Here is a 25,354-nt window from a genome sequence, read left to right as displayed (position 1 = left end):
CAGGAGCGGACTCGCGAGACCGAGAGGCGGCAGTGCTTGGGCGGCCCGCCTGACAAGGCGCCAGGGAATCTACCGATGAATTGATGCGCTGAACGTACGCAAGCCCACAGAACAACACAAGCTGCGAACCTATAAATTTAATCAGAAGACTCTGCTGAAATGGTGCGCTGTGCCGTTAAAGCAACAAAGAACGCGTGATGTTAATCGGGCACTGGTGCTAATCGGGGCCCGAGGGAATAATGAGTTTGTAAAGGAGAAAGATCATGGATGCCAAACCACCGAAGATTCCGACCCCGGACAAAGTTTTCAGCCCGGATCCGGAACCTGTCGGCGTCGAATTTTTGGGTGCGGAACTGCCGGAGCACGTGCGCGCCTTTTTCGACGAACAACGTAAGTCGTGCGACGCAAAGTAACTGTGCAGTGGCGCAACGCAGCAGCGGTCTTCGTGTCTCGTGCATGAGGTCTGGTGGCTCGCGCGCTCCCCGATCGCTTTCGTTTGGACGCTACCAATAGACGGACTGCCGCCGCGTAGTGCCGGCGCCTGTCGTTGCGCTTGCGCGCTTCCGCTGCGCGAGCATCGGTTGTGCTCTGCTTCCAGCAGCGGCTCCGCCCGGGAGCGCGCCTGTGCGATCGTAGATCGTCTATTCTTCTGGTTTTTCCTTCTGGGCCACCCGGCCGACCGTTGATCCCATGAATCGATTGTTTCGCTTCGCTGCGCCGTGCGCGCTGGCGCTCTTCGCCTGTGCCGCGTTCGCGCCAGCCCCCGCCTTTGCCGATGGCGACGATACCGCGCTAACCAACGTGATCGCGCTTGCGTGGCAACGCCTTGCGCTCGCCGAGCCGGTGGCGCGCTGGAAGTGGGCCAACCATCAAGCGATCACCGACACGCCGCGCGAACAGGCGCTGCTCGCCGATGTGGAAAAGCGAGCCGCGGCGGCCAACGTGGATCCGGCGTTCGCGCGCGCTTTCTTCCAGGATCAGATAGACGCCAGCAAAGAGGTGCAAAACGCGCTGTTCGCGAACTGGCGCGCGACTCAGCCGCCACAAGAACCGGCGCCGGACCTCGCGACGAGCACGCGCCCTCAGTTGGACCGCTTGACGCAGGCGCTCGTCGCCGGCCTCGCCCGCGTGCAACCGCTGCGCGCGGCGCCGGACTGTCCGTCGCGCGTCGCGCAAGCGCTCGCTAACTGGAAGTCGCTGACCCGCTATGACTCGACCCGGTCGAATGCGCTAACTCATGCGCTTGGACACGTGTGCGAAAGCGGCGGCGTCGGCGCGACGGGCTGACGGCGGACGCCAGGAGGAAGGCGTGGACTGATCGCGCTGCGGGGCTTGCACGATCGGGCGGAACGAGCGGGTGAATGTGCAGGCGAAGCGGTCAGGCAACGCCCACGACAGGCTCCGCGTTCACGACCGTCAGCGGCGTCATCCGCAAACCGCGTGCGAGATGGCTTTGCAAAATCCGATACGTCGAAAGCTCAAAGCCGCTGCTATCCAGACGCGACGTGTGCAACTCGGTCGCCTGCTCCAGCGACGGCGCATGGCCGATATAACACCAGCGGTCGACAACATGAAAAGCGCACGCCTCTGACGCTTGTTCCCGCTCCTCGAAAACGACAGGCCCGACAAACGGCCACGGCGCGTCGATGGGATCGCTCTTGGCGACGCGCGGCGCGCGATTGTGCCCCGGCCGCAGCGCCGCAATCCACTGTGCCTCTGTCAGCATTGCGCCCAGCTCGCCGCCCGTCGCGCGCCATTCGACACGCCGAACCTGCTGCGCAAGCCGTATATCCTTCGACGAACGGCGCTCCCCTGTCAGATGCGCGCGAAGCCGCTGACGGACGCGAACGCTTCGTCCGACATACAGCGGCAAGTCGTCGTCTCCATAGAACGCGTAGACGCCGCAGCCCGCAGGCGCCGTGTCGAGCAGATCTTCGGTGATGTTGCCGGCCAGCCGGTAGCGCCGGGTCGTGCGCTCGATGTGCGCCCGTAAAACGTCGAGCGGCACGAGGCCATGCAGGCGCTGCCAGAACTGCCAGATCAGATCGGCGTCGGCGAGCGCGCGGTGGCGATCCGACGGCACGAGCGAATGACGCTCGACCAGCGCATCGAGTCCGTGACGCTTTTCGGACGGAAATAGCGCGCGCGACAGGCGCACGGTGCACAGCACGTCCGGGTCGAATGAAATACCGGCGCGCCGGAATTCGCCGCGCAAGAAACCCCGGTCGAAGCTCGCGTTATGCGCGACGAACAGTTTGCCGTTCAGGCGGGCAAAGAGTTCGGGCGCGATGGCGTCGAATGTCGGCGCGCCGCGCACCATCGCATTCGTGATGCCGGTCAGCTGCTGAATGAAGGACGGAATCGGTTGCTGCGGATCGACGAGGCTGCTCCAGCGCGTGACGCCGGCCGGCCCGACTTCGACGACGCCGACCTCGGTAATGCGGTGCTCGCTGGTCGAGCCGCCGGTGGTTTCAAGATCGACAAAGACGATGGGCTCTGCGAAGGCCGGTTCGGCCAAAAACTGTTCGGACATGGAGAGAATGCTTGGACGCGTGACTTTGCGCCAAGTATGCACTAGTTGGCGGCCGCCGACCGTGCGTAGATCGCGCCAGCGGGACCACACGCCCGACCGAAGCGAATAAAAAGAAAAGCCCCCGCGATGAATCGCGAGGGCCTTTAGCAGCGGACCCCGCCCCGCACGCTACGGGGCAGCGGCACTACCGCTTACAGCGGCTGGATATTCGCCGCCTGCTTGCCCTTGGGGCCGGCCTTGACGTCGAAAGATACACGCTGGTTTTCCTTCAGCGATTTAAAGCCTTCGCTGCGAATTTCCGAGAAATGCGCAAAGAGATCTTCGCCACCCGAATCGGACGTAATGAAGCCAAAACCTTTAGCATCGTTAAACCATTTGACGATACCTGTTTCCATTTTCCAGTTTCCCTCAACGAATTATCAAATCGGGCAATGCCCTCAACGCCTCAATCCATTGCCATCTTATCCATAAGGAATATCCCGGAGGCATTGCGCACTCGGAGCGGCTACTGAATTCAGCTTTGCCGTTATACGGGGCGCGGTGAATCACCGTCAAGTGAATTTTTAATAGTCCTTAAGTACGACATTGGATAAGCGAAAAGTTAGCCGAATGGCGGAAATAACCGGCGTTTGGGTGCTCGCGCTCGCGTCAAATTTACTCCTCCTTTAACGCGAGCACAGGAAAAGAGAAAGACTTCCCGAAATGCACGCGACGTTTGTAACGATTTGTGACTTTGGTAAGTGTTTCTCCGACTTGTTCGCCTCGCCGAACGAACCGCATCATGAAGCTATGTATTTGCAGTAATGCGCATCAGGAGATTGCCATGCAGTTCCATACCATCCGCCTCATTCTTGCCCGGCTCATTCCTCATTTCGCTCAATCACCGTCGCAAGCATCTCGCACTTCCAGTGCCGAAGCAGACCGGCAGAACTCGTCGGCCCTCGAATTCGACCCGGTATGGCACGGCGATCATTGGCAAAACCTGCTGTCGTCGCCGATGGACGCCCGGCGCTACGTCATGGAGGACTGGAGTTCCTCGACGCCGACCGAACGGTGGAACACCGACTACGCCGCACCGGCGCATTGAGCGGAAGTCACGCGCCAAATCGGGCTTCGCAGTTCTGAGCGCGCAAAAAAAAGCGCGACTGGGAAGTCGCGCTGACAAAGGTTTGGAGATCTTTTTCGACAACGAAAAAGTCCGCTTCGGAAAGCGGTAATTCAGTATAGCGCTTATTTCCGAGTCCGATTATTCACACAAATAACAATCGTCTATTGCATTAACAACAACAATAACTTCGCATAGCCGCTCTTGTTGTTTTTTCGCATCGGATAAGCGTCGTATATAAGCAACGCCAATTCCTCCGCACCCCTTGCATGAGCCCTTGGTACTCTCGAAAGCCTTAACCGGCGGGGCTTTCAACGCGTCCACATATCGTTTCGAACGGCGTAATACTCTATTGCGAAAACAGAAACGCCCATTGATTAGACGGTCTCTCTACACTTTGCGTAACCGGAAAACAGCGCCGCATTCAGACGCTCTTCTCGCGGATACGCCTCTCGCAGCGTCCGCGTGAAGGTTTTCCGAAGCAGCATTCACCGCCAATTCTTGCTTTCGGAGTAACAAGATGAAAAAGACTCTCATGGTCGCAGCCCTGACGGGCGTTTTTGCCACCGCGGCGCACGCCCAAAGCAGCGTCACTCTGTACGGCTTGATCGACGCCGGCATCACGTACACCAACAACCAGCACGGTCACAGCAACTGGCAGCAAACCAGCGGCTCGGTGAACGGCAGCCGTTGGGGCTTGCGCGGCGCTGAAGACCTCGGCGGCGGCCTGAAGGCAATCTTCACGTTGGAAAACGGCTTCGGCATCAATGACGGTTCGCTGAAGCAAGGCGGCCGCGAATTCGGCCGTCAGGCATTCGTCGGTCTGTCGAGCAACCAGTTCGGCGCCGTGACCCTCGGCCGTCAATATGACAGCATGGTCGATTTCGTCGGCCCGCTCGCATTGACCGGCACGCAGTACGGCGGCACGCAGTTCGCCCATCCGTTCGACAACGACAACCTGAACAACTCGTTCCGCATCAACAACTCGGTCAAGTACACGAGCGCGAACTACGGCGGCTTCAAGTTCGGCGGCCTGTACGGCTTCTCGAACCAGGCTGACGGCTTCGCCAACAACCGCGCTTACAGCGCCGGCGCATCGTACAACTGGGGCGGCCTGAATGTCGGCGCAGCGTACCTGCAACTGAATAACAACGGCGCGACGGGCGCGGCTGCGGCGTTCAACGCCGGCGGCGCAGTGTCGAGCGACAACACCTTCTTCGCTAGCCGTCAGCAGACGTGGGGCGCGGGCGCGAGCTACGCGTTCGGTCCGGCGACCGTCGGCCTCGTGTACTCGCAGACGAACCTGTCGGGCCTCGCCGGCATCGGCGCAGGCGCGTCGGGCCAGACGGGCGGCGTCGCCTTCGGTGGTGACAGCGCGCACTTCCAGAACTTCGAAGCTAACGCTCGCTACGCTCTGACGCCGGCTGTCAGCATCGCCGGTTCGTACACGTACACGCGCGCCAGCCTCGCCGGCACCCGTCCGCACTGGAACCAGTTCAACCTGCAAACGGCATACGCACTGTCCAAGCGCACGGACGTCTACCTGCAGGGTGAATACCAGCAAGTCAACGAGAACGCGGTTGTTAATGCGGACATCAACGGTCTGGCTGCTTCGAGCAACAACAAGCAGATCGCTGTCACGGCAGGCCTGCGTCACCGCTTCTAAAGCGGCAGACAGGACTCGCGACAGGGAAGGCGCCGCTTGCGGCGCCTTTTTTATTGCCTGCCCTGCCTGGAACGCCGCGAAGGCCACCGACGCGACGGACGCGGCGGAATCAGCCCGGATGGAACACTAGCCGCCGTTATCGGGCGGCGGATATTTGACGTCGAGTATGTCGATCGGCTGCGGTCCGGCAGGCGTATACAAAGTCACCGTATCGCCGACCTTCGCCTTCAGCAGCGCTCGCGCGATCGGCGAAATCCAGCTCACGTGCCCGATGTCCAGATCGACTTCGTCGATACCGACGATCGTCACCGTATGCTCGTCGCCGTCTTGCGTCGCATATTCGACCGTGGCGCCGAAAAAGACCTGATCGACATTCTCCTGCTTGCTGCTGTCCACGATCTCCGCGAGGTCGAGACGCTTGGTCAGAAAACGAATGCGCCGATCAATCTCACGCAGGCGGCGCTTGCCATAAATGTAATCGCCGTTCTCCGAGCGGTCGCCATTCGACGCCGCCCACGACACGAGCTTGACCACTTCCGGCCGCTCGACGTCGATAAGATGCAGCAGTTCGTCGCGCATGCGGCGGTAGCCCGCCGGCGTGATGTAGTTCTTGGTACCCGCTGGGATGTCCGGCTGGGCGACGTCGAGATCGTCGTCGTTATCTTCGCTCGACTCTTTGACAAAGGCCTTGTTCATGATGATCCATAAGCTGCAGCAAACGACTGCCTCACTAGGGTACACGATCATGGCAATGAGACAAATCGCAGTTACACGCTTCCCTTTTTTGAAACCTTTGCTATAATCTCGTTTCTGCGTGCGGCTGTAGCTCAGTTGGATAGAGTACTTGGCTACGAACCAAGGGGTCGTGGGTTCGAATCCTGCCAGCCGCACCACTTATTCGAGGGCCTTCCTCCGGGAAGGCCCTTACGTTTTACCCAATTTTGTTGCACCCAGTTTCGCGTGCGGCTGTAGCTCAGTTGGATAGAGTACTTGGCTACGAACCAAGGGGTCGTGGGTTCGAATCCTGCCAGCCGCACCACTTTTCAAGGGCCTTCCAATCGGAAGGCCCTTTGTTTTTTCGACGACGTTTTTCGACGCCGCCGTTTTACTCCGATTATTCGATTCGACCAGCCACTCGTGGCCGCGGCGCGATTCACCGCAGCCCACTTATTTACGGCCGCGGCGGCGACTGAATATCGCCGATATGCCCGTCCGGGCTCGGAACGTCTTCGAACGTATCGCCCGCCGTCGCCTCGGCAATGCGCCGCGCGCTAACGCCCATCAGCAACTGCGGTTCATGCAGCACGTCGCCGACGCTATCGCCAAACCGGCTTTCGACAAACGCCCGCAGCAGTGCCACGCGCACCGAGTCCGCGCGCCCTTCCACCGGTCCGCGACCGCCTTCGAATTCCGCGACGCACTGTGCCGGCCCCTCTTCGCTGCGTTCGCGCATTTCGATCCGACGCGCGCGCTCCAGCACCACTGCCGCGGCATCCCACGACTTGCTCGGCGTGAAGCGGCCGTCCCACGGACGACCGCGGTCGTTGCCGCGAATCGAGACGGTTTCGCCGCTGTCGGTGAACTGGATTTCGCGCACGAAGTCGTGCAGGCTGCGGGCCACCCAATAGTCGAGTGCGAGGCCCTCTAGGTCAGCTACTTTCATCAGCGTTCTCCCTGAGTTTTCAGGTCAGACTCGCCTATCGCCGGTGCGTTCCTGCAGAAGAAACGACATTTGCTTCACCAGCACGCGCCGGATCAGTAATCGGCCCGCTCGCGCTCGATCCGCATGCCGCTGCCGCCGTCATGCCGATGATGCCCGTCGTCGCTCGGCCGTTCGCGCGCAATGCGCATCACGTCGGGATTCGTGCGCACGCGGCGCATGACGTTGGCAAGATGGACGCGGTCGCTGACCTGGATCACGAAGCGCAGAACCGTGGATTCCTGCGACAGATCTTCGTCCATCGCGATGTGCACGATGTTGGCGTCCGCCGACGTAATGTCCGCGGCCACGCGGGCGAACACGCCCTTGGTGTTCTTGACCAGCACCTTCACCGCGACGTCGAACAGACGCCCCGGCTGCGGCGCCCAGGCCACGTCGATCCAGCGCGCCGGATCGCGCCGGTGAATGCGCTGGGCAACCCGGCAGTCGGTGGTGTGGATCGCCATGCCGAGGCCGATGCCGATGTAGCCCATGATGTCGTCGCCGGGAATCGGACGGCAGCACGCGGACAGTTGCACCGACATGCCCTCGGTGCCGGTGATCACGACTGGCGGCGCATGAGGCGCCGAGCCCGAATCGGAGCGCGAGTCGTCGTCGGCGTCGCGGCCGCTCATCAGCACTTCGATTCGCTTGGCCATGACCGCCGCCACGCGCCGGCCGAGACCGATGTCCGCGAAGATTTCCTGGCCGTTCTTGTTGCCGGTCCACTGAACGAGCTTTTCCCATGCCTCGGGCGTCACGTCCGACAGCGCGAGACCGTAGCCCTTCAGCGCCTGATCGACGAGGCGCTCGCCAAGCTGCACCGATTCGTTCAGGCGCATCGTCTTCAGATAATGGCGAATCGCCGAGCGCGCCTTGCCGGTGCGCACGAAACCGAGCCACGCGGGATTCGGCTTCGAATACGGCGCCGTAATGACTTCGACGATGTCGCCGCTCTTCAACTCCGTGCGCAGCGGCAGCAATTCGTTGTTGATCTTGACCGCGACGCACTGGTTGCCCAGGTCGCTGTGGATCGAATACGCGAAGTCGAGCGCGGTGGCGCCGCGCGGCAGCGCCATGATTTTCGACTTCGGCGTGAACACGTAGACCGCATCCGGAAACAGATCGATCTTGACGTGTTCGAGGAATTCGCTCGAATCGCCGGCTTCGCTCTGAATGTCGAGCAGCGACTTCAGCCACTGGTGCGCGCGCTTTTGCACGTCGTTGAGATCGGCGCTGCCGTTCTTGTACAGCCAGTGCGCGGCCACGCCGGCTTCGGCGATTTCGTGCATCTTGCGCGTGCGCACCTGAAACTCGATCGGCGCGCCGAACGGGCCGACGAGCGTGGTGTGCAGCGACTGATAGCCGTTCACCTTCGGAATGGCGATGTAGTCCTTGAACTTGCCCGGCACGGGCTTGTACAACGCATGCAGCGCGCCGATGCAGGTGTAGCACTCGAGCGCGCTGTCGACCACCACGCGAAAGCCGTACACATCCAGCACCTGCGAGAACGACAACTGCTTGTCGCGCATCTTCTTATAGATGCTGAAGATGGTTTTCTCGCGGCCGGTGACTTCCGCGTCGATCTTCGCGTCGGCGATGGCGCGCTGCACCGATTCCAGAATCTTCCCGACCACTTCGCGCCGGTTGCCGCGCGCGGCCTTGACGGCTTTTTCGAGCGTGGCGTACCGATGCGGATTGAAGTTCGCAAAGCTCAGGTCTTGCAGCTCGCGATACGTATTGTTCAGACCGAGCCGGTGTGCAATCGGCGCGTAAATATCGAGCGTTTCGCGCGCCACGCGGCGGCGCTTTTCCGGCGGCACCGCGCCGAGCGTGCGCATGTTGTGCAGCCGGTCGGCGAGCTTGACCAGAATCACGCGGACGTCGCGCGCCATTGCGAGCAGCATCTTGCGGAAGTTTTCCGCCTGCGCTTCCTCGCGATTGCGAAACTCCATCTTGTCGAGTTTCGACAAACCGTCGACCAGTTCAGCGACCTTCGCGCCGAAACGCTCGGCGAGCTCGGCCTTGGTCACGCCCTGGTCTTCCATCACGTCATGCAGCAGCGCGGCCATGATGGCCTGGCCGTCCAGATTCCAGCCGGCGCAGATTTCCGCGACGGCAACCGGATGCGTGATGTAAGGCTCGCCGCTCTGGCGATACTGGCCGAGGTGAGCTTCGTCGCTGAAATGGAAGGCCGCCTTGACGTCCTTGATTTCCTCCGGCTGCAGATAGCCGGACAAAGCGGACGTCAGCTTGGCAATGGAAACGACGTCATGCCGGCGCGGTTGCTCCGGCGTGGCGGTCGGGCCGAACAGATGGCGAAACGACTGTTCGAGGACCGCGTCGATGTACTTGCGTGCGGACGAAGGTGAATCGGCGTCGTGCTCCGCTTCCGTGGCGGTGGGCGGGGTGGTGCTCATGTTCGCCTCCGTAGCGGTTAGGAGTGGACGCCGGTCTGCACGTTGATGCAATCAGGTAAAGCAGGTGTGACTGGAAAACGCGCCAGAAACATGTGGCGAATCAATAATCAGAAGCGGGGAAAGCGCGCCTTAAACCGGCACCTTCTTCAGCATTTCGACACCGACCTGGCCGGCAGCGATCTCGCGCAGCGCGACGACCGTGGGCTTGTCGCGGCTTTCGATCTTCGGCGTGTGACCTTGAGCGAGCTGACGCGCGCGATAGGTCGCGGCAAGCGCGAGTTCGAAACGGTTCGGGATCTGTTTGAGACAGTCTTCGACGGTAATGCGGGCCATGTTGGGTTCCTTCTCAGTATGTTGCTTATTCTACCTTATGTGCTCGAATCGCCGCCGCGCTCAGGGGTGCGGAAGGTGAATGCCGAGTTGCACAAAAAGCTGCGTATGACGCGCGTATTGCGAGGCGAAGCGTGAACGCGTCGCGGCCACGAGACACTGCAGTTCGCTGAGCGCGCGATCGAAGTTCTCGTTGATCACCACGTACTCCGCTTCGGCCGCATGCGCCATCTCGCTGCCCGCCGCAAGCAGACGTCGCGTGATGACGTTCGGCTCATCCTGGCCGCGCTTTTTCAGGCGCTCTTCGAGCGCTTCGAGCGACGGCGGCAAGATGAAAATCTCGACCGCGTTATGAAACTGCTTCTTCACCTGCTGCGCGCCCTGCCAGTCGATTTCGAGCAGCACGTCATGGCCGCTTTTCATCTGCTCCTCGATCCACACGCGCGACGTGCCGTAGTAGTTGCCGTGCACTTCTGCGCTTTCGAGAAACTCGCCGGCATCATGACGCTGCATGAAATCGTCGACGGTGGTGAAGTGATAGTGCTCGCCGTCCTGCTCCTTCGGACGCGGCGGGCGCGTCGTGTACGAGATCGACAGACGGATCGCTTCGTCGCGGGCGAGCAGCGCATTCACGAGCGTCGACTTGCCGGCGCCCGAAGGCGCGACGACCATGAACAGGTTGCCGGGATATGCGCCGGCATACGGGTTGCGCGGCGCGCCGCTGTCGCGTGTGTGATGATCGGTCATGTTGTGATGCTCCCGCCTTATTCCAGATTCTGTACCTGCTCGCGCATCTGTTCGATGAGCAGCTTGAGCGTCATCGACGAATCCGCCAGTTCTTTCGCCGCCGCCTTCGAGCCGAGCGTGTTCGCTTCGCGATTCAGCTCCTGCATCATGAAGTCGAGCCGCTTGCCGACCTTGCCGCCCTTCTGGATCACGTGACGCGTTTCGTTCAGGTGAGCCGTGAGGCGCGACAGTTCTTCGGCGATGTCGATACGGATGCCGTACATCGTCACTTCCTGGCGAATCCGCTCGTTGATCTCTTCGCGCGACACGATCGTCGCGGCCGTATCCGGCGCCGCAATGCCGAGCGCTTCCTGCAAGCGCTCGACGATCTTCTGCTGATGCTTCGTAATCAACTCCGGCACGAGCGGCGTGATCTTCGTGACGATCGCTTCCATTTCCGTGACGTTGGCGAGCAGCATCGTCGCGAGTTGCGCGCCTTCGCGGGCCCGCACGTCGATCAGATCGGTAATCGCCTGCTTGCCGCACGCGAGCACGGCGTCGCGCAACACGTCCGGTGCCACGCCCGTCTCGGCGAGCACGCCCGGCCAGCGCAGAATTTCGCCGCTGCGCAGACGGCCCGCTTCCGGAAACGTCGCGAGCACGGTGCGCTCGAGCAGCGCCAGTTGCGTCAGTGCGTCATGATTGATCGAGCCTGCGTTCGCCGTCTGTTCGCTGCGCTGCAGATTGATGCGAATATCCACCTTGCCGCGCGACAGCTTGTTCATCAGCATTTCGCGCAGCGTGGGTTCGCACACACGCACGTCTTCCGGCATACGGAAGTTGAGGTCGAGAAAGCGCGAATTCACCGTGCGCAGTTCGACCGACACGCTCACGCCGCCCGTGCCCGAAGCCGCGACGAGTTCGCGTGTCGCGCTCGCATAGCCAGTCATGCTGTAGATCATCGTATTTCTCGCGATGGTGGCCTTGCGTAAAAGCATGGCCGAAGAGTCGAATCGCCCGGCGTGTACGAGACGCGAGGCGGTGAACAGGCATTATCCCATTTTTGTCGATGAGACCCCTTGTAGAGCCCCGGCCGACGCGCCCAGCCGCCGGACGCATGCGCGCCCCGATCGGCTGTAAAATCCTGCTTTCCCCTCCCGCTTTCTTCCTGACCCAATCCACATGACCGACACCACTCAACGCCCCAGCGGACGCCTCGCCCATCAGTTGCGCGACGTGCGCATCACGCGCCACTACACGAAGCACGCGGAGGGCTCGGTGCTGGTCGAATTCGGCGACACCAAGGTGATCTGCACGGCGAGCATCGCCGAGACCGTGCCTTCGTTTCTGCGCGATCGCGGCCAGGGCTGGCTCACCGCCGAATACGGCATGCTGCCGCGCGCCACGCATACGCGCAGCGACCGCGAGGCCGCGCGCGGCAAACAGACCGGGCGCACGCAGGAAATCCAGCGTCTGATCGGCCGCGCGCTGCGCTCGGTGTTCGATCTGGAAAAACTCGGCGCACGCACGCTGCATATCGACTGCGACGTGATCCAGGCCGACGGCGGCACGCGCACGGCGAGCATCACCGGCGCTTTCGTCGCCGCACACGACGCGGTGAGCAAACTGCTGGCCGCGGGCCGCATCGAAAGCTCGCCGATCAGCGATTACGTCGCGGCCATTTCGGTCGGAGTGTACGACGGTCTGCCGGTTCTCGATCTCGATTATGACGAAGACTCGCAATGCGACACCGACATGAACGTCGTCATGACCGGCGCGGGCGGCTTCGTGGAAATTCAGGGAACCGCGGAAGGCGTACCTTTTTCGCGCGATGAAATGAACGCGCTGCTCGATCTAGCGAGCGACGGCATTGCCACGTTGATCGCGAAGCAGAAAGAAGCATTGGAGTATCGAGGTGAATGAAGTTCGTGAAGCCAACGGCGCGGCTAGTTCCAGTTCGTCGTTGAACAAGGTCGTGCTCGCGTCGAATAACGCGGGCAAGCTGCGCGAGTTCGCAGCGCTGCTCGACGCGGCCGGCATCGAGTTGATTGCTCAAGGCGCGTTGGGCGTGCCGGAAGCGGAAGAGCCGCATCCCACGTTTGTAGAAAACGCTTTGACCAAGGCGCGGCATGCCGCGAAGCTCACCGGCCTGCCCGCCCTCGCCGACGATTCCGGTCTTTGCGTGCGCGCGCTGCGCGGTGCGCCGGGCGTTTATTCGGCACGTTACGCACAGCTAGCCGGCGGCGAGAAAAGCGACGCGGCGAATAACGCGCGGCTGGTTTCGGCATTGCAAGGCGAGAGCGATCGACGCGCGTATTACTACTGCGTTCTCGCGCTCGTGCGTCACGCGGACGACCCCGAGCCGCTGATCGCCGAAGGCCGCTGGCACGGCGAGATTCTCGATGCGCCGCGCGGCTCGAATGGCTTCGGCTACGACCCGTACTTCTTCCTGCCGTCGCTGAACGCGAGTGCCGCCGAGCTCGAGCCATCGGCGAAGAACGCCAGCAGCCATCGCGCGATTGCGTTGCGCCAACTGCTCGCGCGTCTGACGGAGGAAGCGTGATTCCGATCAAGCCGACGCCCGCCGATGTCGGCAATGGCGTCATCAAGGCATTCACGTCGCCAGGCAGCATACGGCTGACGTCGCTGCCGCCGCTTTCGTTGTACGTGCACTTTCCGTGGTGCGTGCGCAAGTGTCCGTATTGCGATTTCAACTCGCACGAATGGAAGGGCGACACGTTCCCCGAGAACGATTATCTCGATGCGTTGCGCGCCGATCTCGAGATGGCGCTGCCGCTTGTGTGGGGGCGGCAGGTGCATACGGTGTTTATCGGCGGAGGTACGCCGAGCTTGCTGTCGGCGGCGGGACTCGACCGGATGCTGTCGGACATTCGCGCGCTGCTGCCGCTCGACGCCGATGCCGAGATCACGCTCGAAGCCAATCCCGGCACCTTCGAGGCCGCGAAGTTCGCTCAGTTTCGCGCGAGCGGTGTGAACCGGCTGTCGGTGGGGATACAGAGTTTCAATGAGGCCCATCTGAAAGCGCTCGGCCGCATTCACGATTCGACGCAAGCGCGTCGTGCCGTCGAGGTGGCCGCGTCCACGTTCGATAACTTCAATCTCGATCTGATGTTCGCGCTTCCGCAGCAGACGCTTGCCGAGTGCCAGGCCGATATCGATACCGCGTTGTCGTTCGCGCCGCCGCATCTTTCGCTTTATCACTTGACGCTCGAACCGAACACGCTGTTCGCAAAGTTTCCGCCCGCCCTGCCCGACGACGATGCATCCGCCGATATGCAGGACTGGATTCAGGAACGCACGTCGGCTGCGGGATATGAGCGCTACGAAGTGTCCGCGTATGCGAAGCCGCATCGGCAGAGCAAGCACAATCTGAACTACTGGCGTTTCGGCGACTATCTGGGCATTGGCGCCGGCGCGCATACGAAGCTGTCGTTTCCGAATCGCGTGCTGCGCCAGGCGCGTTATAAGCATCCGGCTACGTTTATCGAGCAGGCCAAAGCCGGCGCGGCGGTGCAGGAAGAACATGAAGTCGGACCGCGCGATCTGCCGTTCGAATTCATGCTGAATGCGCTGCGGCTGGTGGAAGGTTTTCCGGTGCATCGGTTTATCGAACGCACGGGTTTGCCGATGACGTCGATCGAGCCGGCTTTGCAGGAAGCGGAGCGCCGCAAGCTGATCACGCGCGATCACGAGAAGATTGCGCCGACGCCGCTTGGGCAAGCGTTTCTGAACGATCTACAGGCGTTGTTTCTGAAAGATCCGCAGTGAATGCGGATGGCTCGAGCGCCGCAGCGAGGTTTTTTCAGGTTACAATTTGCGGCTTGGAGGTGTGGCCGAGTGGTTTAAGGCACCGGTCTTGAAAACCGGCGAAGGAGTGATCCTTCCGTGAGTTCGAATCTCACCGCCTCCGCCAGGATTCTGATAAGCCCCGTACAACTTGAAGTGGCTAGTTGGGGTCCGCTTTTACTGGTCCATCATTTTGCCCGTCCTTGGGCAGCGCTTCGCGATCAGCTCTGCAATAACCCGTCGGTTTGATCTGCGAGCGTCCATAGCCCTTCGCTAGAACCCATTGCGACAATCGAAGTTGCCATATCGCAAGCGCGAAGGCCGATCCACGACGGTCGGGTTTGTCGCCGATGCGCGCGTGCCGACAGACCGATCCCTCCGCAAAAAAAGCGGCGAATATCCCAAAAACATAGGTCTCCGGCAATCTGCTAGCGTTACGCCGTCATAAGCGACGGGGCTGGCGATGGGTGGAACCGAACTAAAGACAAATTCGTTTCAACGCTGGGTGATGTACAGCAAAGACGCCTACGCGAGCGGGCGCATCTTTCTTTCCACCGAGCAGAAACAGGCGGTTGAAGAAGGCAAGAAGTTCTCCCAACGCGCATACGCCGATATATGGGCAAAGGACACCGCGCTCGTTCGAAGAGTCCGTGCTTTTCTCGGGACGAATTTCCATTGGCACGAGCGGCTGGCAAAGAATGGCGCTGACCTCGAGGTCATAGAGACATTGCAGTCCATGATTCGCGGCGAGAGTGTTGTTCTGATTGCCGAGCAATCGCGCACAGGCGGCGCGGGCGGCAATCCGCCACCGAAGCCCCAGTGGCTCCCAAGCTTCCGCAGCTCGTTAATGAACGATTGCGGAATGTCCTACGATGCCGCGACGGCTTACATTGACCGCTATAACGACATGGTGGACCGGGCTAATGCGGTTGCAGCCCGCTATGCGAATGCGGCCCCTTCGTCACTGGCCCACGCCGCGAGCGATCTCACGGGAACCGCTACGCCGCTTGGCGATGCGCAGCCGTTCGATTATCAGCCCGATATGCCGGACGGTGATGTATTTGATCTGGCAAAGACCCCAAACGACGGCGAGCCCGGGACGTGGTACACCAATCCAGGCAGCCGACAAATGCGACTGTTTGGCAACGATGGCAATCCCGTCGTCGACCTCGATTTCGACCATGTCCACAATGGTCTACGACCTCATGCCCACAACTGGACTGGCAGTGCTAGAGACGGTGGTGACAACGTAGTGCCGTTCAGCCCCTGGAATCCGTAAAGGACGTATGCAATGGAAGCAATCAAAAAGTATGAGTCGTTCCATGACTGGTATTTGCTCGGAATGTCCGCCGATCGGGACACCGCCGAGATAGAGCTACGTTTGATGTTCGACAACAAGAAGGATCACGCCCGTGTGATTCTCAGCGGGGCGTCGCGGTGCCTCGTAAACGACTTTCTAATACAGAACATCATTTACTCGATGGCTGTATTAACGGATTTCGAAACCGAGGAATACAAGCGAGCGTTGGATGCGTTGGATAAATCGTATCCGTGGGGGCAAAACAAGCCCAGGAAAAACATTGCATCGATCACCGCGACGCTTGGCGCAGAGTTGCTCATTGAGTTCGATTCGCTGACGGTCGAACCTATCGCCGGATAAGGGTGGACGGTTTGTTACCCTGAGCTTTAAAGGAGCGTGTATGAATACAGGTAGATACACCGAGCTTCGAATCGTTACAGACTTCCCGAGCTTTCACGATGCCGAGCTGTTCGGCATCGAGCACGATCCTGAGACGCGCTCGCTCGAGCTTCGCTTTCGACGGGTTGGCGGAGAAGTGGAGGTGCTCAGGTTTTCGGGCGTGATAGGCCAACGCATGGTTGATTTCGCCGGACAGAACGTTGCGTCACGGCTTCTCATTTCGCCGAGATATGCCTTTACGTCGGCTGAGGTTCGCACGTGGGTTCAGTGGATCAACAGTCGCGATGACTCGAAGGCCCCCGCCATATCTGAAGACAAAGGCGAAGAGTACATCAGCGATTTCCGAGCCGGCCGACGGGCGCTGTTCGTTCTTGAACCATCATGCGGTGCAGAACTAGCTGTCTTGTGCGAGTCCGTTTCGCTCAAGCGATGATCGCTCGCCCACGAGCAGCCCCCATCAAACACTCACCGCCTCGACCCTCTCCCGCGCGTCCGCACAACGCCGGTTGAGATCGCGATGCATCAACTGACTGTCGAGCAGCGTCGATACATCGGTCAAGCCATAATCAAAGCGCAATACGTATTCGATGTCCGTGTAATCGTGATAGGCGCCGCTGTCGGCCAGCTTCTGCGCTTCGGCGAATGCCGCATGTTGCCGCTCGCCGTTCATCAAATCTCTGATCGCCATGATTGCCGCTCCGAGGAACAGTGACCTCATCATAGCAATGCAAATTCAAACGCAAGGTCGCGTGCGCGCAACACCTGGTGTTTTCCGCTAGATGCACGCTGCACGCCGGCCCCGCCGACACACAGCCAAAGTCAATAACACGCCGTCACCATGACGCTGCATTCAAACGACAGCCACGGGCGCCTTCGTTCCATGCCATCTGACGACCAGAATGCGGCCGACATAACACAGCGTCCCCGCCACGCCGACCACAATGCCCATGCCCTTCGGCGAGACATCGGTCCAGAGGCCGACCGCGAGACTCGACAGCGCGCCGAGCGCCAGTTGCATCGCGCCGAACACCGCGGCCGCCGCGCCCGCGTTGGCCGGATAGCGATGCATCAGATCGGTCGTGCAATTGGCCGACAGCAAACCCACCACGCCGACCACGAAGAAGAGCCCCGCTACGATCGACCACAACCCGCCCCAGCCCGTCAACGAGACGAGGCAGACGAACAGCGACGCGATGCAACTCACGGTCGCGGCAAACGAAATGATCGGCAATGACCCGAGTTGGCCGACGAGCCGCGTATTCATGAAGTTGCCGAACATGATGCCGACGATGTTCAGCGCAAACAAAAAGCCATAGTGCTGCGCCGACACGTGAAAATATTCGATGTACACAAACGGCGTCGCCGTGATGTACGCGAACATCGACGCGAACGCCATGCCCCCGCACAACATGTGCCCCCACGCGACGGGATCGCGCAACAATCGACCGTACGCGGCAAACGACTTGAAGAGCACCGAGTGCGCGCGCTTCTCGCGCGGCCAGGTTTCCGGCACCTTGAGGAACGCGGTTATCGCGCAGACGGTGCCGAACAGCGTCAACGCGACAAACACGACGCGCCAGCCGCCAAGCAGCAGCAATTGCCCGCCAATCAGCGGCGCGAGCAACGGACCGATCGACGTGACGATGGCAAGCATCGACAACACGCGAGCCGCGTCGGTCGGACCGTACGCATCGCGCGCAATGGCGCGAGCGAGCACGGAGGCCGCGCCTGCCCCCAGCGCCTGCACGAAGCGAAAGATGACCAGCGCGCCGATCGAGAACGACAGCGTGCACGCAATGCTCGCGAGCGCATACATGATGATGCCGCCGAGCAGCACGGGCCGGCGGCCATAGGTATCCGAGAGCGGCCCATAAAGCAGCATGCCGATCGAAAAGCCGAACATGAAACTGGTGAGCGTGGTCTGCGCCGCGCTCGTGCCGATCGCAAATGCCTGCGCGATGGTGGGCAAGCTCGGCAGATACATGTCGATCGAAATCGGTCCGCAGGCGGCAAGCGCGCCGAGCAACAGAATCAGCCGGCCATCTGGCCGGCGTCCGGTGACATGAGACATGGGAATCCAGGTGAAGCGCGCGTCCTTAACGAGGCGGCGCGGTGATACGAAAGACCGGCATTGACCGGATGAATTGTACGCGACGCTTACCGCGTGTGCCGCGCCTGGCACGCGACGCGAGCAGCAACTCGCACTCGACGAAGCCTCGCGGCAAGCGTGCCGCCGATCGGTTAAGCTGCCGCGTGAACCCTTGAGCGTCGTACGAAATTCCCTCGACGCCTTCAAAACGTGACTGATCTGCAACGCTGAAATGACTGCCTTTCTGTTGATCTGGAGCCCCAAAAAAATGGCCGTGGCCGGAGTTGCCCGACGTGGCGAAACGCGTCGCCGCGGGCATCGCGGTCGCCGACGTCTGGGGCTGCGGATTTGCCCGCGGCATCCTGCCTGGCGATCGCGTGTTTCTGCATCGCGTCGCGATGGAACCGAAGGGCATTTTCGGCTCGGGCTACGTGACGCGCGCGCCCTACGAGGTCCCCGATTCCGCGACGAAGCGCGGCTATCGTTTATGCATCGACTTCGTGTATGACTGGCTTGTGGATGCGCATCAGAACGTGGTGATTCCTCGCGACATGTTGCGCGTACATCCATTCTCAGTGCAGACGTGGGACGCGCAAAGTTCCGGCACAGTGATCAAACCGATTGCCGAAGGCGCGCTCGAGAAGCGTTGGGCCGAACTCACGGGAAAGCGCAAGCCGCCTGCAGTCGACGCGCCATCCGGTCCAGTGCGTTCGAGCAAGGTAACGGCGCATGCTGCGCACGCGAAGCTAGCCGGCGCCAACGCGCCGCCTGCCAGCGAGCCTGCCAGGGCGCCGGCCCGTAAGCGCCCGTCGCAGCGCTGAGAGTGCGCCTGAACGCCGCGCCCGCGCGCAAAAGCCGCGCAAAGTCCGCACAGCCGCCCAAAGCCTTCAGACACCGACTCCGGTACAATTTCCTCACCTACTCCGGCGCCGCGCGACTCGCCCGCAAGCAAACCGCGCCGCCGCGCAACCCAATCCAGTCATCGCCATGTCCAAAAATCAAACCCTTTTCGAGCGCGCGCAACGCACCATTCCCGGCGGCGTGAATTCGCCGGTCCGGGCATTCCGCTCCGTCGGCGGCACGCCGCGCTTCATCGAACGCGCGCAAGGGCCTTACTTCTGGGACGCCGACGGCCAGCGTTATATCGACTACATCGGCTCCTGGGGCCCGATGATCCTGGGTCATGTTCACCCGGAAGTGCTCGAAGCCGTGCAGCGCGTGCTGGCCAATGGCTTCTCGTTCGGCGCGCCCACCGAATCGGAAATCGAAATCGCCGAGGAAATCTGCAAGCTCGTGCCGTCGATCGAACAGGTGCGCATGGTGTCGAGCGGCACCGAGGCAACCATGAGCGCACTGCGTCTCGCGCGCGGCTTCACGAATCGCAGCCGCATCGTCAAATTCGAAGGCTGCTATCACGGCCACGCGGACAGCCTGCTCGTGAAAGCCGGCTCGGGCCTTTTGACGTTCGGCAATCCGACGTCGGCGGGCGTGCCGGTGGACATCGCGAAGCACACCACGGTTCTCGAATACAACAACGTCGCGGCGCTCGAAGAAGCGTTCAAGGCGTTCGGCAACGAGATTGCCTCGGTGATCGTCGAGCCGGTCGCGGGCAACATGAACCTCGTGCGCGCGACGCCCGAGTTCCTGCAAGCATTGCGGCGCCTGTGCACAGAGTACGGCTCGGTGCTGATTTTCGACGAAGTGATGTGCGGCTTTCGTGTCGCGCTCGGCGGTGCGCAACAGGTCTACGGCATCACGCCGGACCTGACGTGCCTCGGCAAAGTGATCGGCGGCGGCATGCCGGCGGCGGCCTTCGGCGGACGGCGCGACATCATGGCTCACCTCGCGCCGCTCGGCGGCGTCTATCAGGCGGGCACCTTGTCGGGCAATCCGATCGCGGTGGCCGCGGGCCTGAAAACGCTGCAACTGATCCAGGCGCCGGGCTTCTACGACACGCTCGCCGCGCGCACTGCCCGTCTCGCGCAAGGTCTGACGAAAGTCGCGCGCGAAGCCAATGTGCCGTTCGCGGCGGATTCGCTCGGCGGCATGTTCGGGCTTTACTTCACCGAGTCCATTCCGACGAGCTTCGCCGAAGTCACGAAGAGCGACGTGCCGCGCTTTAACGCGTTCTTCCACAAGATGCTCGACGCGGGCGTCTACTTCGCGCCGTCCGCATATGAGGCGGGCTTCGTTTCGATTGCTCACGACGACGCTATCGTCGACGCCACGATCGAAGCAGCGCGTGGCGCATTTGCGTCGCTGACTGCCTGAGCTGAACGTACTGACCGCACACGCCACCGCCCCGTCACCCGCACTCAACCAGGCACCGATGTTCTCGCAAACCGACTTCGTCCACATGGAACGTGCGCTCGCGCTGGCCAGGCGCGGCATGTACACGACCGACCCGAATCCGCGCGTGGGTTGCGTGATCGTCAAGAACGGCGAAGTCATCGGCGAAGGATTCACGCAGCCGGCCGGCCAGGACCACGCTGAAATCCGCGCGATGAAAGACGCGCGTTCGCGCGGTCACGATCTGCGCGGCGCGACCGCTTACGTCACGCTCGAGCCGTGCAGCCATTTTGGCCGCACGCCGCCTTGCGCGAACGCGCTAATCGAAGCGCAGGTCGCGCGCGTGGTCGCCGCGATGGAAGACCCGAATCCGCAGGTGTCGGGACGCGGCCTCGCGATTTTGCGCGATGCGGGCATCGAGGTGCGCTGCGGCCTGCTCGCCAACGAAGCGCATGAGTTGAACATCGGCTTCGTGTCGCGCATGACGCGCGGCCGGCCGTGGGTGCGCATGAAAGTGGCGGCCTCGCTCGACGGCCGCACCGGCTTGCCTTCCGGCGTCAGCCAGTGGATCACCGGCGAAGCAGCGCGTGCCGACGGCCATGCGTGGCGTGCGCGTGCGTCGGCGATTCTGACGGGCATCGGCACGGTCAGGGAAGACGATCCGCGCATGACGGTGCGCGCCGTCGACACGCCCCGCCAGCCGCAACGCGTGCTGATCGACAGTCAGCTGGAGGTGTCGCCGCACGCGCAGATTCTCGCCGGCGCGCCGACGCTGATTTTCTGCGGCAACCTGGATGAACGGCATCGCGAACGCGCAGAGGCGCTGCGCGAGCGCGGCGCGGAGATCGTCCAGATGGCCAACGCAGCCGGCAAGGTCGATCTGCCCGGCATGCTGAAAGTGCTTGGCGAGCGCCAGGTGAACGAACTGCACGTCGAGGCAGGCTACAAGCTGAACGGCTCGCTGCTGCGCGAAGGCTGCGTCGACGAACTGCTCGTGTATCTCGCGCCGAGCCTGCTCGGCATCGACTCCATGAGCATGTTCAATCTGGGCGCGCCCGAAACCCTGGAAGGCCGCGTCAAGCTGGCGTTTCACAACGTCGAGCGGATCGGCGAGGACCTGCGGATTCTCGCGCGCCTCGTGCCCGCCGGCGCCACGGCAAGCGACACCGACGCCGCGTCCCCACCCGTTTCGTTTTGATCGAGGATTAGTACGATGTTCACAGGAATCGTCGCGGCAGTGGGCCGCATCGAGTCAGTCAAGCCGCTCGGCACGAACGGCGACGCGGGCGTGCGTCTGAGCGTGGAAGCCGGCGGCCTGGACCTCGCCGACGTGCAGCTCGGCGACAGCATCACCATTCAGGGCGCGTGCATGACGGTGGTCGCGAAAACCGACCATTCGTTCGAAGTGGACGTGTCGCGCGAAAGCCTGAACTGCACGGCGGGTCTCGGCGAAGTCGGCGAAGTGAACCTGGAAAAGGCGCTGCGCGCGCATGACCGGCTGGGCGGCCACATCGTCTCCGGTCACGTGGACGGCCTGGGCACGGTCACCCACTTCGCGCCGGTCGGCGAATCTCACGAACTGCGCGTGCTGGCGCCGCGCGAGATCGGCCGCTATCTGGCGTACAAGGGTTCTATCACTGTCAACGGCGTGAGCCTGACCGTCAACTCGGTTAAAGATCGCGACGATGGCTGCGAGTTCTCGATCAATCTCATTCCCCACACGGTGGAAGTCACCGCGCTCAAGCATCTGCGTGAAGGTACGCCGGTGAATCTGGAAATCGATCTGATTGCGCGGTATGTGGAGCGGATGTTGAACGCGCCGAAGTAAGTGGCAGTGGCGTCATGGATCACGATGAGCACGGCCGGCGAGCACGACGTTGGCTTCGCGCAGCCATACGGCTTTCTAGCCCCACGAGGCTCAAAAGTTCGTCGCCAGCCTTTGTTCACCCGCTCGGCCACTAACTTTGGTGCAGTGCAAAGTCGCGATGAAAGAAGGGCTGCTGGTTGCTACGCGGCGGACCTTGGCCAAGTCGGCATGAGCACCGGGAGCACAACACGTTCGTGTGGGCTACAATGCGCATAAACTCCCACATGAGAGGGACCGACATGCGACACATGACAACGGACACCAGCCCGCGCCGAGCCACCAACATCAGCCTCCCCGAGGACGTCTACAAGGACGCCAAGGAACTGGGCATCAACTTTTCGCAGACATGCGAGCGAGCCATCCGGCAGGCGGTACAGGCCGAAAAGGACCGCCAGTGGGCGATCAAATTTGCGGACTTTATTCAGGCTTATAACGACATGGTCGAGCGCGACGGCCTCCCGCTTGCGCAGTACCGGACGTTCTGATGGCCCGCTTCGACGTCTTCTCAAACCCGAGTGGACACTTGGGTACGCCATATGTCGTCGAGGTCCAGGGAAATCATCTGTCTGGATTGGCGACCCGCGTGGTCGTCCCGCTACGCCGCTTGGACCGGATTGCCCCGGTACCGCTTCCGCCGGATCTGATCCCCGTGTTCATCATCGAGGGTATTGAGTGCATGCTCGATACGCCGACACTCGCTGCAGTCCCACGGAGCGCGCTGACCAAGCCAGTTAGCTCGCTCGTACATCGGCAAGACGAAATCATGTCGGCGCTAGACCGATTATTTGGCGGATGGTGAACCTTTCAGCGTTGGCACCTACGTATGCCTCGCTAAAGAGGGTCCCCAGGACGGTCTTCCATCGTTTCGCCGAGCATAACAACTGTCGACGCCGCATCGCCAGTCGGCCAAACGGCCTATGCCATCCGGCGGAGGCGACTTGGGACCGCGCGTGGCGTAAAATACGCGCTTTCCCGAAAAACTCGCCACCATGACGCTCGCCTCCACTCCAGAGATCATCGCCGAACTCAAAGCCGGCCGTATGGTGATCCTCGTCGACGAAGAAGACCGCGAAAACGAGGGCGACCTCGTGCTCGCCGCTGAATTCGTCACGCCGGAAGCGATCAATTTCATGGCCCGCTACGGCCGCGGCCTGATCTGTCTGACGCTCACGCAGGAACGCTGCAAGTCGCTCAATCTGCCGCTCATGACGTATCGCAACGGCACGCAGTACGGCACCGCGTTCACCGTGAGCATCGAGGCGGCGGAAGGCGTCACGACGGGCATTTCGGCCGCCGACCGCGCCCGCACCATCGCCGCCGCCGTCGCGCCGGACGCGAAGGCCGAGCACATCGTGCAGCCGGGCCACGTGTTCCCGATCATGGCCCAGCCGGGCGGCGTGCTCGTGCGCGCCGGCCACACGGAAGCTGGCTGCGACCTGACCGCGCTGGCCGGTCTCACGCCGGCCGCGGTGATCTGCGAAGTCATTAACGACGACGGCACGATGGCGCGCCTGCCCGACCTGATGGAGTTCGCAAAACAGCACAACCTGAAAGTCGGCACGATCGCGGATCTGATTCACTATCGCAGTCGCACGGAGTCGATCGTCGAACGCATTTGCGAGCGCACCATGCAGACGGCGCACGGCGCGTTTCGCGCGGTCATGTATCTGGACCAGCCGAGCGGCCAGCCGCACATCGCGCTCGTGCGCGGCACGCCGACGCCCGAGCAGAACACGCCTGTGCGAGTGCATGAGCCGCTTTCGGTGCTCGATCTGCTCGAAGTCGGCGAATCCACGCATTCCTGGACGCTCGACGCAGCCATGAAAGAGATCGCCTCGCGCGAACTCGGCGTGATCGTGCTGCTCAATTGCGGCGACTCGAAAGAGCATTTGATTGACGTGTTCAAGGCGTTCGATTCGAAGGAAAAAGCAGACGCGCTCAAGCGGCGGCCAGTCGACTTCAAGACATACGGCATCGGCGCGCAGATTTTGCGCGAGCTCGGCGTCGGCAAGATGCAGGTGCTGTCGAACCCGCGCAAGCTGGGCAGCATGTCGGGGTACGGTCTCGAAGTCACCGGTTTCGTACCCATGCCCGGCGGTATCGCAGAGACTCCGCAACAAGGCTGATCCGGCCATTCACGCGCCTCGCGCCCACTCAAACACTACGGAATTCACATGGAAATCGGACAATACCAACCGAACCTCGACGGCGACGGACTGCGCATCGGCATCGTCCAGGCGCGTTTTAACGAACCGGTCTGCAACGGCCTCGCGGACTCGTGCATCGAGGAACTGGAACGCCTCGGCGTGACGGGCGAAGACGTGCTGCTCGTCACGGTGCCTGGCGCGCTCGAAATCCCGCTCGCGCTTCAGAAGCTCGCCGAAAGCGCGCAATTCGACGCGCTGATCGCGCTCGGCGCGGTCATTCGCGGCGAGACGTATCACTTCGAACTGGTGTCGAACGAAAGCGGCGCGGGCATCACGCGCATCGGCCTCGACTTCGGCATCCCCGTGGCCAATGCCGTGCTGACCACGGAAAACGACGAGCAAGCGGTCGCCCGCATGACCGAAAAGGGCCGTGACGCGGCGCGCGTCGCCGTCGAAATGGCGAATCTGGCGGTCGCGCTCGAACAGTTGGGCGGCGACGACGAAGAAGAAGACGAAGAAGAGGAAGAGGCATGAAGAGCGCACGCCGACGCTCCCGCGAACTGGCCACGCAGGGGCTTTATCAGTGGCTGCTGTCGGGTTCGCCCGGCGGTGAGATCGACGCGCAACTGCGCGGCGCGCAGGGCTTCGACAAAGCGGATCATGAGCATCTGGACGCGATTCTGCACGGCGTGATCCGCGATTCGGAGGCGCTGTCGGCCGACATCGCTCCGTGTCTCGACCGTCCGATCGAGCAGTTGTCGCCGGTCGAACGCGCGGTGCTGCTGGTCGCCGCATTCGAGCTGAAGAATCACGTCGACATTCCTTATCGCGTGGTGATCAATGAAGCCGTCGAGCTCGCCAAGACGTTTGGCGGCGTGGACGGCTACAAGTACGTGAACGGCGTGCTGGACAAGCTGGCTGCCAAGCTGCGCGCGGCGGAGATCGAAGCGGCTCGCAAGCGCTAGGCGTCGGAATGC

Annotated in this window: 28 protein-coding genes, 3 tRNA genes and 1 pseudogene; 22 read left to right on the top strand and 10 right to left on the bottom strand. The window is 61.9% G+C overall.

The annotated features are described in order from the left end of the window. The first annotated feature begins 263 nt into the window (after positions 1 to 263). Positions 264 to 413 (top strand): hypothetical protein, encoded by a 150-nt coding sequence (locus P0D87_RS15295; RefSeq protein WP_006050185.1) that lies wholly within the window; start codon positions 264 to 266, stop codon positions 411 to 413. Positions 414 to 690: 277 nt separating this feature from the next. After that, positions 691 to 1,287, top strand: coding sequence for a chorismate mutase (locus P0D87_RS15290; RefSeq protein ID WP_006050184.1), 597 nt, complete (start codon positions 691 to 693; stop codon positions 1,285 to 1,287). Positions 1,288 to 1,378: 91 nt separating this feature from the next. Here the strand turns inward: P0D87_RS15290 and P0D87_RS15285 are convergent, their stop codons facing one another. Both P0D87_RS15285 and P0D87_RS15280 read right to left on the bottom strand, forming a co-directional pair. Next, the gene (locus tag P0D87_RS15285) at positions 1,379 to 2,533 is read right to left on the bottom strand and encodes an exonuclease domain-containing protein (RefSeq protein ID WP_029967980.1); all 1,155 of its coding nucleotides are present in this window, start codon (positions 2,531 to 2,533) and stop codon (positions 1,379 to 1,381) included. Positions 2,534 to 2,724: 191 nt separating this feature from the next. Continuing rightward, on the bottom strand, positions 2,725 to 2,928 hold the full coding sequence (locus P0D87_RS15280) for a cold-shock protein (RefSeq protein ID WP_006050182.1): 204 nt from the start codon (positions 2,926 to 2,928) through the stop codon (positions 2,725 to 2,727). Positions 2,929 to 3,356: 428 nt separating this feature from the next. On the opposite strand from P0D87_RS15280, the gene P0D87_RS15275 reads away from it, so the two are divergent. Continuing rightward, positions 3,357 to 3,620 (top strand): hypothetical protein, encoded by a 264-nt coding sequence (locus tag P0D87_RS15275; protein ID WP_006050181.1) that lies wholly within the window; start codon positions 3,357 to 3,359, stop codon positions 3,618 to 3,620. A 538-nt stretch (positions 3,621 to 4,158) separates the two neighbouring features. Continuing rightward, on the top strand, positions 4,159 to 5,304 hold the full coding sequence (locus P0D87_RS15270) for a porin (protein WP_006050180.1): 1,146 nt from the start codon (positions 4,159 to 4,161) through the stop codon (positions 5,302 to 5,304). A gap of 126 nt (positions 5,305 to 5,430) precedes the next feature. Here the strand turns inward: P0D87_RS15270 and greB are convergent, their stop codons facing one another. Continuing rightward, positions 5,431 to 6,000, bottom strand: a complete 570-nt coding sequence (gene greB, locus P0D87_RS15265) for a transcription elongation factor GreB (protein WP_029967984.1) — start codon at positions 5,998 to 6,000, stop codon at positions 5,431 to 5,433. Positions 6,001 to 6,120: 120 nt separating this feature from the next. Here greB and P0D87_RS15260 point away from each other — a divergent pair. Both P0D87_RS15260 and P0D87_RS15255 read left to right on the top strand, forming a co-directional pair. Continuing rightward, a tRNA-Arg gene (locus P0D87_RS15260) sits at positions 6,121 to 6,197 on the top strand. A gap of 69 nt (positions 6,198 to 6,266) precedes the next feature. Further along, positions 6,267 to 6,343, top strand: a tRNA-Arg gene (locus tag P0D87_RS15255). Positions 6,344 to 6,475: 132 nt separating this feature from the next. Here the strand turns inward: P0D87_RS15255 and P0D87_RS15250 are convergent. From P0D87_RS15250 to P0D87_RS15230, 5 genes are all read right to left on the bottom strand, one after another. After that, positions 6,476 to 6,967 (bottom strand): phage protein NinX family protein, encoded by a 492-nt coding sequence (locus tag P0D87_RS15250; RefSeq protein ID WP_006050178.1) that lies wholly within the window; start codon positions 6,965 to 6,967, stop codon positions 6,476 to 6,478. A 92-nt stretch (positions 6,968 to 7,059) separates the two neighbouring features. Beyond that, positions 7,060 to 9,423, bottom strand: a complete 2,364-nt coding sequence (locus P0D87_RS15245) for a RelA/SpoT family protein (protein ID WP_006050177.1) — start codon at positions 9,421 to 9,423, stop codon at positions 7,060 to 7,062. Positions 9,424 to 9,552: 129 nt separating this feature from the next. Further along, entirely contained in the window at positions 9,553 to 9,756 is a 204-nt protein-coding gene (gene rpoZ / locus P0D87_RS15240; RefSeq protein WP_006025620.1) for a DNA-directed RNA polymerase subunit omega, read from the bottom strand. A 60-nt stretch (positions 9,757 to 9,816) separates the two neighbouring features. Next, positions 9,817 to 10,500: a guanylate kinase gene (gene gmk / locus P0D87_RS15235; RefSeq protein WP_006050176.1), complete on the bottom strand. Its 684-nt coding sequence runs from the start codon at positions 10,498 to 10,500 to the stop codon at positions 9,817 to 9,819. Between the two features lie 17 nt (positions 10,501 to 10,517). Then, a complete protein-coding gene (locus tag P0D87_RS15230; protein WP_006050175.1) occupies positions 10,518 to 11,441 on the bottom strand; it encodes a YicC/YloC family endoribonuclease in 924 nt (307 codons plus the stop codon). Between the two features lie 220 nt (positions 11,442 to 11,661). Between P0D87_RS15230 and rph the strand changes: the two genes are divergently transcribed. From rph to P0D87_RS15195, 7 genes are all read left to right on the top strand, one after another. After that, on the top strand, positions 11,662 to 12,402 hold the full coding sequence (rph, locus tag P0D87_RS15225) for a ribonuclease PH (protein WP_006050174.1): 741 nt from the start codon (positions 11,662 to 11,664) through the stop codon (positions 12,400 to 12,402). Continuing rightward, a complete protein-coding gene (rdgB, locus tag P0D87_RS15220) occupies positions 12,395 to 13,042 on the top strand; it encodes an RdgB/HAM1 family non-canonical purine NTP pyrophosphatase (protein WP_006050173.1) in 648 nt (215 codons plus the stop codon). Before rph ends, rdgB begins: the two co-directional genes overlap by 8 nt. Further along, a complete protein-coding gene (gene hemW / locus P0D87_RS15215; protein WP_006050172.1) occupies positions 13,039 to 14,268 on the top strand; it encodes a radical SAM family heme chaperone HemW in 1,230 nt (409 codons plus the stop codon). Before rdgB ends, hemW begins: the two co-directional genes overlap by 4 nt. A gap of 55 nt (positions 14,269 to 14,323) precedes the next feature. Next, a tRNA-Ser gene (locus P0D87_RS15210) sits at positions 14,324 to 14,413 on the top strand. Between the two features lie 336 nt (positions 14,414 to 14,749). Continuing rightward, the gene (locus P0D87_RS15205) at positions 14,750 to 15,565 is read left to right on the top strand and encodes a hypothetical protein (protein WP_082367027.1); all 816 of its coding nucleotides are present in this window, start codon (positions 14,750 to 14,752) and stop codon (positions 15,563 to 15,565) included. A 12-nt stretch (positions 15,566 to 15,577) separates the two neighbouring features. Beyond that, positions 15,578 to 15,946: a hypothetical protein gene (locus tag P0D87_RS15200; RefSeq protein WP_053858628.1), complete on the top strand. Its 369-nt coding sequence runs from the start codon at positions 15,578 to 15,580 to the stop codon at positions 15,944 to 15,946. Between the two features lie 40 nt (positions 15,947 to 15,986). After that, on the top strand, positions 15,987 to 16,418 hold the full coding sequence (locus P0D87_RS15195) for a hypothetical protein (RefSeq protein WP_053858629.1): 432 nt from the start codon (positions 15,987 to 15,989) through the stop codon (positions 16,416 to 16,418). A 24-nt stretch (positions 16,419 to 16,442) separates the two neighbouring features. On the opposite strand, the gene P0D87_RS15190 is transcribed toward P0D87_RS15195, so the two are convergent. Together P0D87_RS15190 and P0D87_RS15185 are read right to left on the bottom strand one after the other, a co-directional pair. After that, entirely contained in the window at positions 16,443 to 16,673 is a 231-nt protein-coding gene (locus tag P0D87_RS15190; RefSeq protein WP_006050170.1) for a hypothetical protein, read from the bottom strand. A 162-nt stretch (positions 16,674 to 16,835) separates the two neighbouring features. After that, complete coding sequence (locus P0D87_RS15185; RefSeq protein WP_053858630.1) at positions 16,836 to 18,056, bottom strand: Bcr/CflA family multidrug efflux MFS transporter; 1,221 nt, start codon at positions 18,054 to 18,056, stop codon at positions 16,836 to 16,838. 250 nt (positions 18,057 to 18,306) lie between these two features. On the opposite strand from P0D87_RS15185, the pseudogene P0D87_RS15180 reads away from it, so the two are divergent. The 9 genes and pseudogenes from P0D87_RS15180 (at position 18,307) to nusB (ending at position 25,342) form a co-directional block, all read left to right on the top strand. After that, positions 18,307 to 18,895, top strand: a pseudogene (locus tag P0D87_RS15180) (hypothetical protein). 166 nt (positions 18,896 to 19,061) lie between these two features. Further along, positions 19,062 to 20,345 (top strand): glutamate-1-semialdehyde 2,1-aminomutase, encoded by a 1,284-nt coding sequence (gene hemL / locus P0D87_RS15175; protein ID WP_006050167.1) that lies wholly within the window; start codon positions 19,062 to 19,064, stop codon positions 20,343 to 20,345. A gap of 58 nt (positions 20,346 to 20,403) precedes the next feature. Then, the gene (gene ribD, locus P0D87_RS15170; protein ID WP_029967988.1) at positions 20,404 to 21,561 is read left to right on the top strand and encodes a bifunctional diaminohydroxyphosphoribosylaminopyrimidine deaminase/5-amino-6-(5-phosphoribosylamino)uracil reductase RibD; all 1,158 of its coding nucleotides are present in this window, start codon (positions 20,404 to 20,406) and stop codon (positions 21,559 to 21,561) included. Between the two features lie 15 nt (positions 21,562 to 21,576). Continuing rightward, positions 21,577 to 22,191: a riboflavin synthase gene (locus P0D87_RS15165; protein ID WP_006050165.1), complete on the top strand. Its 615-nt coding sequence runs from the start codon at positions 21,577 to 21,579 to the stop codon at positions 22,189 to 22,191. 287 nt (positions 22,192 to 22,478) lie between these two features. Then, positions 22,479 to 22,715 carry a type II toxin-antitoxin system CcdA family antitoxin gene (locus P0D87_RS15160; protein ID WP_149029194.1) on the top strand — a complete coding sequence of 79 codons (237 nt, stop codon included), beginning with the start codon at positions 22,479 to 22,481 and terminating at the stop codon, positions 22,713 to 22,715. Beyond that, positions 22,715 to 23,029, top strand: a complete 315-nt coding sequence (locus tag P0D87_RS15155; protein ID WP_006050163.1) for a CcdB family protein — start codon at positions 22,715 to 22,717, stop codon at positions 23,027 to 23,029. The genes P0D87_RS15160 and P0D87_RS15155 overlap by 1 nt, the downstream gene beginning before the upstream one ends. A gap of 190 nt (positions 23,030 to 23,219) precedes the next feature. After that, the gene (gene ribBA / locus P0D87_RS15150) at positions 23,220 to 24,356 is read left to right on the top strand and encodes a bifunctional 3,4-dihydroxy-2-butanone-4-phosphate synthase/GTP cyclohydrolase II (protein ID WP_006050162.1); all 1,137 of its coding nucleotides are present in this window, start codon (positions 23,220 to 23,222) and stop codon (positions 24,354 to 24,356) included. A 48-nt stretch (positions 24,357 to 24,404) separates the two neighbouring features. Then, positions 24,405 to 24,911: a 6,7-dimethyl-8-ribityllumazine synthase gene (ribH, locus tag P0D87_RS15145; RefSeq protein WP_006050161.1), complete on the top strand. Its 507-nt coding sequence runs from the start codon at positions 24,405 to 24,407 to the stop codon at positions 24,909 to 24,911. Then, on the top strand, positions 24,908 to 25,342 hold the full coding sequence (gene nusB / locus P0D87_RS15140; RefSeq protein ID WP_006050160.1) for a transcription antitermination factor NusB: 435 nt from the start codon (positions 24,908 to 24,910) through the stop codon (positions 25,340 to 25,342). The genes ribH and nusB overlap by 4 nt, the downstream gene beginning before the upstream one ends. Positions 25,343 to 25,354 lie beyond the last annotated feature (12 nt).

The organism is Paraburkholderia sp. RL17-368-BIF-A, assembly GCF_046054045.1.
Classification (GTDB): domain Bacteria; phylum Pseudomonadota; class Gammaproteobacteria; order Burkholderiales; family Burkholderiaceae; genus Paraburkholderia; species Paraburkholderia graminis.
Note: the sequence above shows the minus strand (reverse complement) of the source record. Positions and strands in the feature narration are given on the sequence as shown.

What these genes read in the sequence shown, in the direction of transcription:
- P0D87_RS15275 (WP_006050181.1), top strand. Translation starts at nt 3,357, where the DNA reads ATGCAGTTCCATACCATCCGCCTCATTCTTGCCCGGCTCATTCCTCAT.
- P0D87_RS15285 (WP_029967980.1), bottom strand. Translation starts at nt 2,533, where the DNA reads ATGTCCGAACAGTTTTTGGCCGAACCGGCCTTCGCAGAGCCCATCGTC.
- P0D87_RS15195 (WP_053858629.1), top strand. Translation starts at nt 15,987, where the DNA reads ATGAATACAGGTAGATACACCGAGCTTCGAATCGTTACAGACTTCCCG.
- nusB (WP_006050160.1), top strand. Translation starts at nt 24,908, where the DNA reads ATGAAGAGCGCACGCCGACGCTCCCGCGAACTGGCCACGCAGGGGCTT.
- ribD (WP_029967988.1), top strand. Translation starts at nt 20,404, where the DNA reads ATGTTCTCGCAAACCGACTTCGTCCACATGGAACGTGCGCTCGCGCTG.
- gmk (WP_006050176.1), bottom strand. Translation starts at nt 10,500, where the DNA reads ATGACCGATCATCACACACGCGACAGCGGCGCGCCGCGCAACCCGTAT.
- P0D87_RS15295 (WP_006050185.1), top strand. Translation starts at nt 264, where the DNA reads ATGGATGCCAAACCACCGAAGATTCCGACCCCGGACAAAGTTTTCAGC.
- hemL (WP_006050167.1), top strand. Translation starts at nt 19,062, where the DNA reads ATGTCCAAAAATCAAACCCTTTTCGAGCGCGCGCAACGCACCATTCCC.
- P0D87_RS15270 (WP_006050180.1), top strand. Translation starts at nt 4,159, where the DNA reads ATGAAAAAGACTCTCATGGTCGCAGCCCTGACGGGCGTTTTTGCCACC.
- P0D87_RS15155 (WP_006050163.1), top strand. Translation starts at nt 22,715, where the DNA reads ATGGCCCGCTTCGACGTCTTCTCAAACCCGAGTGGACACTTGGGTACG.
- P0D87_RS15250 (WP_006050178.1), bottom strand. Translation starts at nt 6,967, where the DNA reads ATGAAAGTAGCTGACCTAGAGGGCCTCGCACTCGACTATTGGGTGGCC.
- P0D87_RS15160 (WP_149029194.1), top strand. Translation starts at nt 22,479, where the DNA reads ATGACAACGGACACCAGCCCGCGCCGAGCCACCAACATCAGCCTCCCC.
- P0D87_RS15205 (WP_082367027.1), top strand. Translation starts at nt 14,750, where the DNA reads ATGGGTGGAACCGAACTAAAGACAAATTCGTTTCAACGCTGGGTGATG.
- ribH (WP_006050161.1), top strand. Translation starts at nt 24,405, where the DNA reads ATGGAAATCGGACAATACCAACCGAACCTCGACGGCGACGGACTGCGC.
- rpoZ (WP_006025620.1), bottom strand. Translation starts at nt 9,756, where the DNA reads ATGGCCCGCATTACCGTCGAAGACTGTCTCAAACAGATCCCGAACCGT.
- P0D87_RS15190 (WP_006050170.1), bottom strand. Translation starts at nt 16,673, where the DNA reads ATGGCGATCAGAGATTTGATGAACGGCGAGCGGCAACATGCGGCATTC.
- P0D87_RS15165 (WP_006050165.1), top strand. Translation starts at nt 21,577, where the DNA reads ATGTTCACAGGAATCGTCGCGGCAGTGGGCCGCATCGAGTCAGTCAAG.
- P0D87_RS15230 (WP_006050175.1), bottom strand. Translation starts at nt 11,441, where the DNA reads ATGATCTACAGCATGACTGGCTATGCGAGCGCGACACGCGAACTCGTC.
- rph (WP_006050174.1), top strand. Translation starts at nt 11,662, where the DNA reads ATGACCGACACCACTCAACGCCCCAGCGGACGCCTCGCCCATCAGTTG.
- P0D87_RS15290 (WP_006050184.1), top strand. Translation starts at nt 691, where the DNA reads ATGAATCGATTGTTTCGCTTCGCTGCGCCGTGCGCGCTGGCGCTCTTC.
- greB (WP_029967984.1), bottom strand. Translation starts at nt 6,000, where the DNA reads ATGAACAAGGCCTTTGTCAAAGAGTCGAGCGAAGATAACGACGACGAT.
- P0D87_RS15245 (WP_006050177.1), bottom strand. Translation starts at nt 9,423, where the DNA reads ATGAGCACCACCCCGCCCACCGCCACGGAAGCGGAGCACGACGCCGAT.
- P0D87_RS15280 (WP_006050182.1), bottom strand. Translation starts at nt 2,928, where the DNA reads ATGGAAACAGGTATCGTCAAATGGTTTAACGATGCTAAAGGTTTTGGC.
- P0D87_RS15200 (WP_053858628.1), top strand. Translation starts at nt 15,578, where the DNA reads ATGGAAGCAATCAAAAAGTATGAGTCGTTCCATGACTGGTATTTGCTC.
- P0D87_RS15185 (WP_053858630.1), bottom strand. Translation starts at nt 18,056, where the DNA reads ATGTCTCATGTCACCGGACGCCGGCCAGATGGCCGGCTGATTCTGTTG.
- ribBA (WP_006050162.1), top strand. Translation starts at nt 23,220, where the DNA reads ATGACGCTCGCCTCCACTCCAGAGATCATCGCCGAACTCAAAGCCGGC.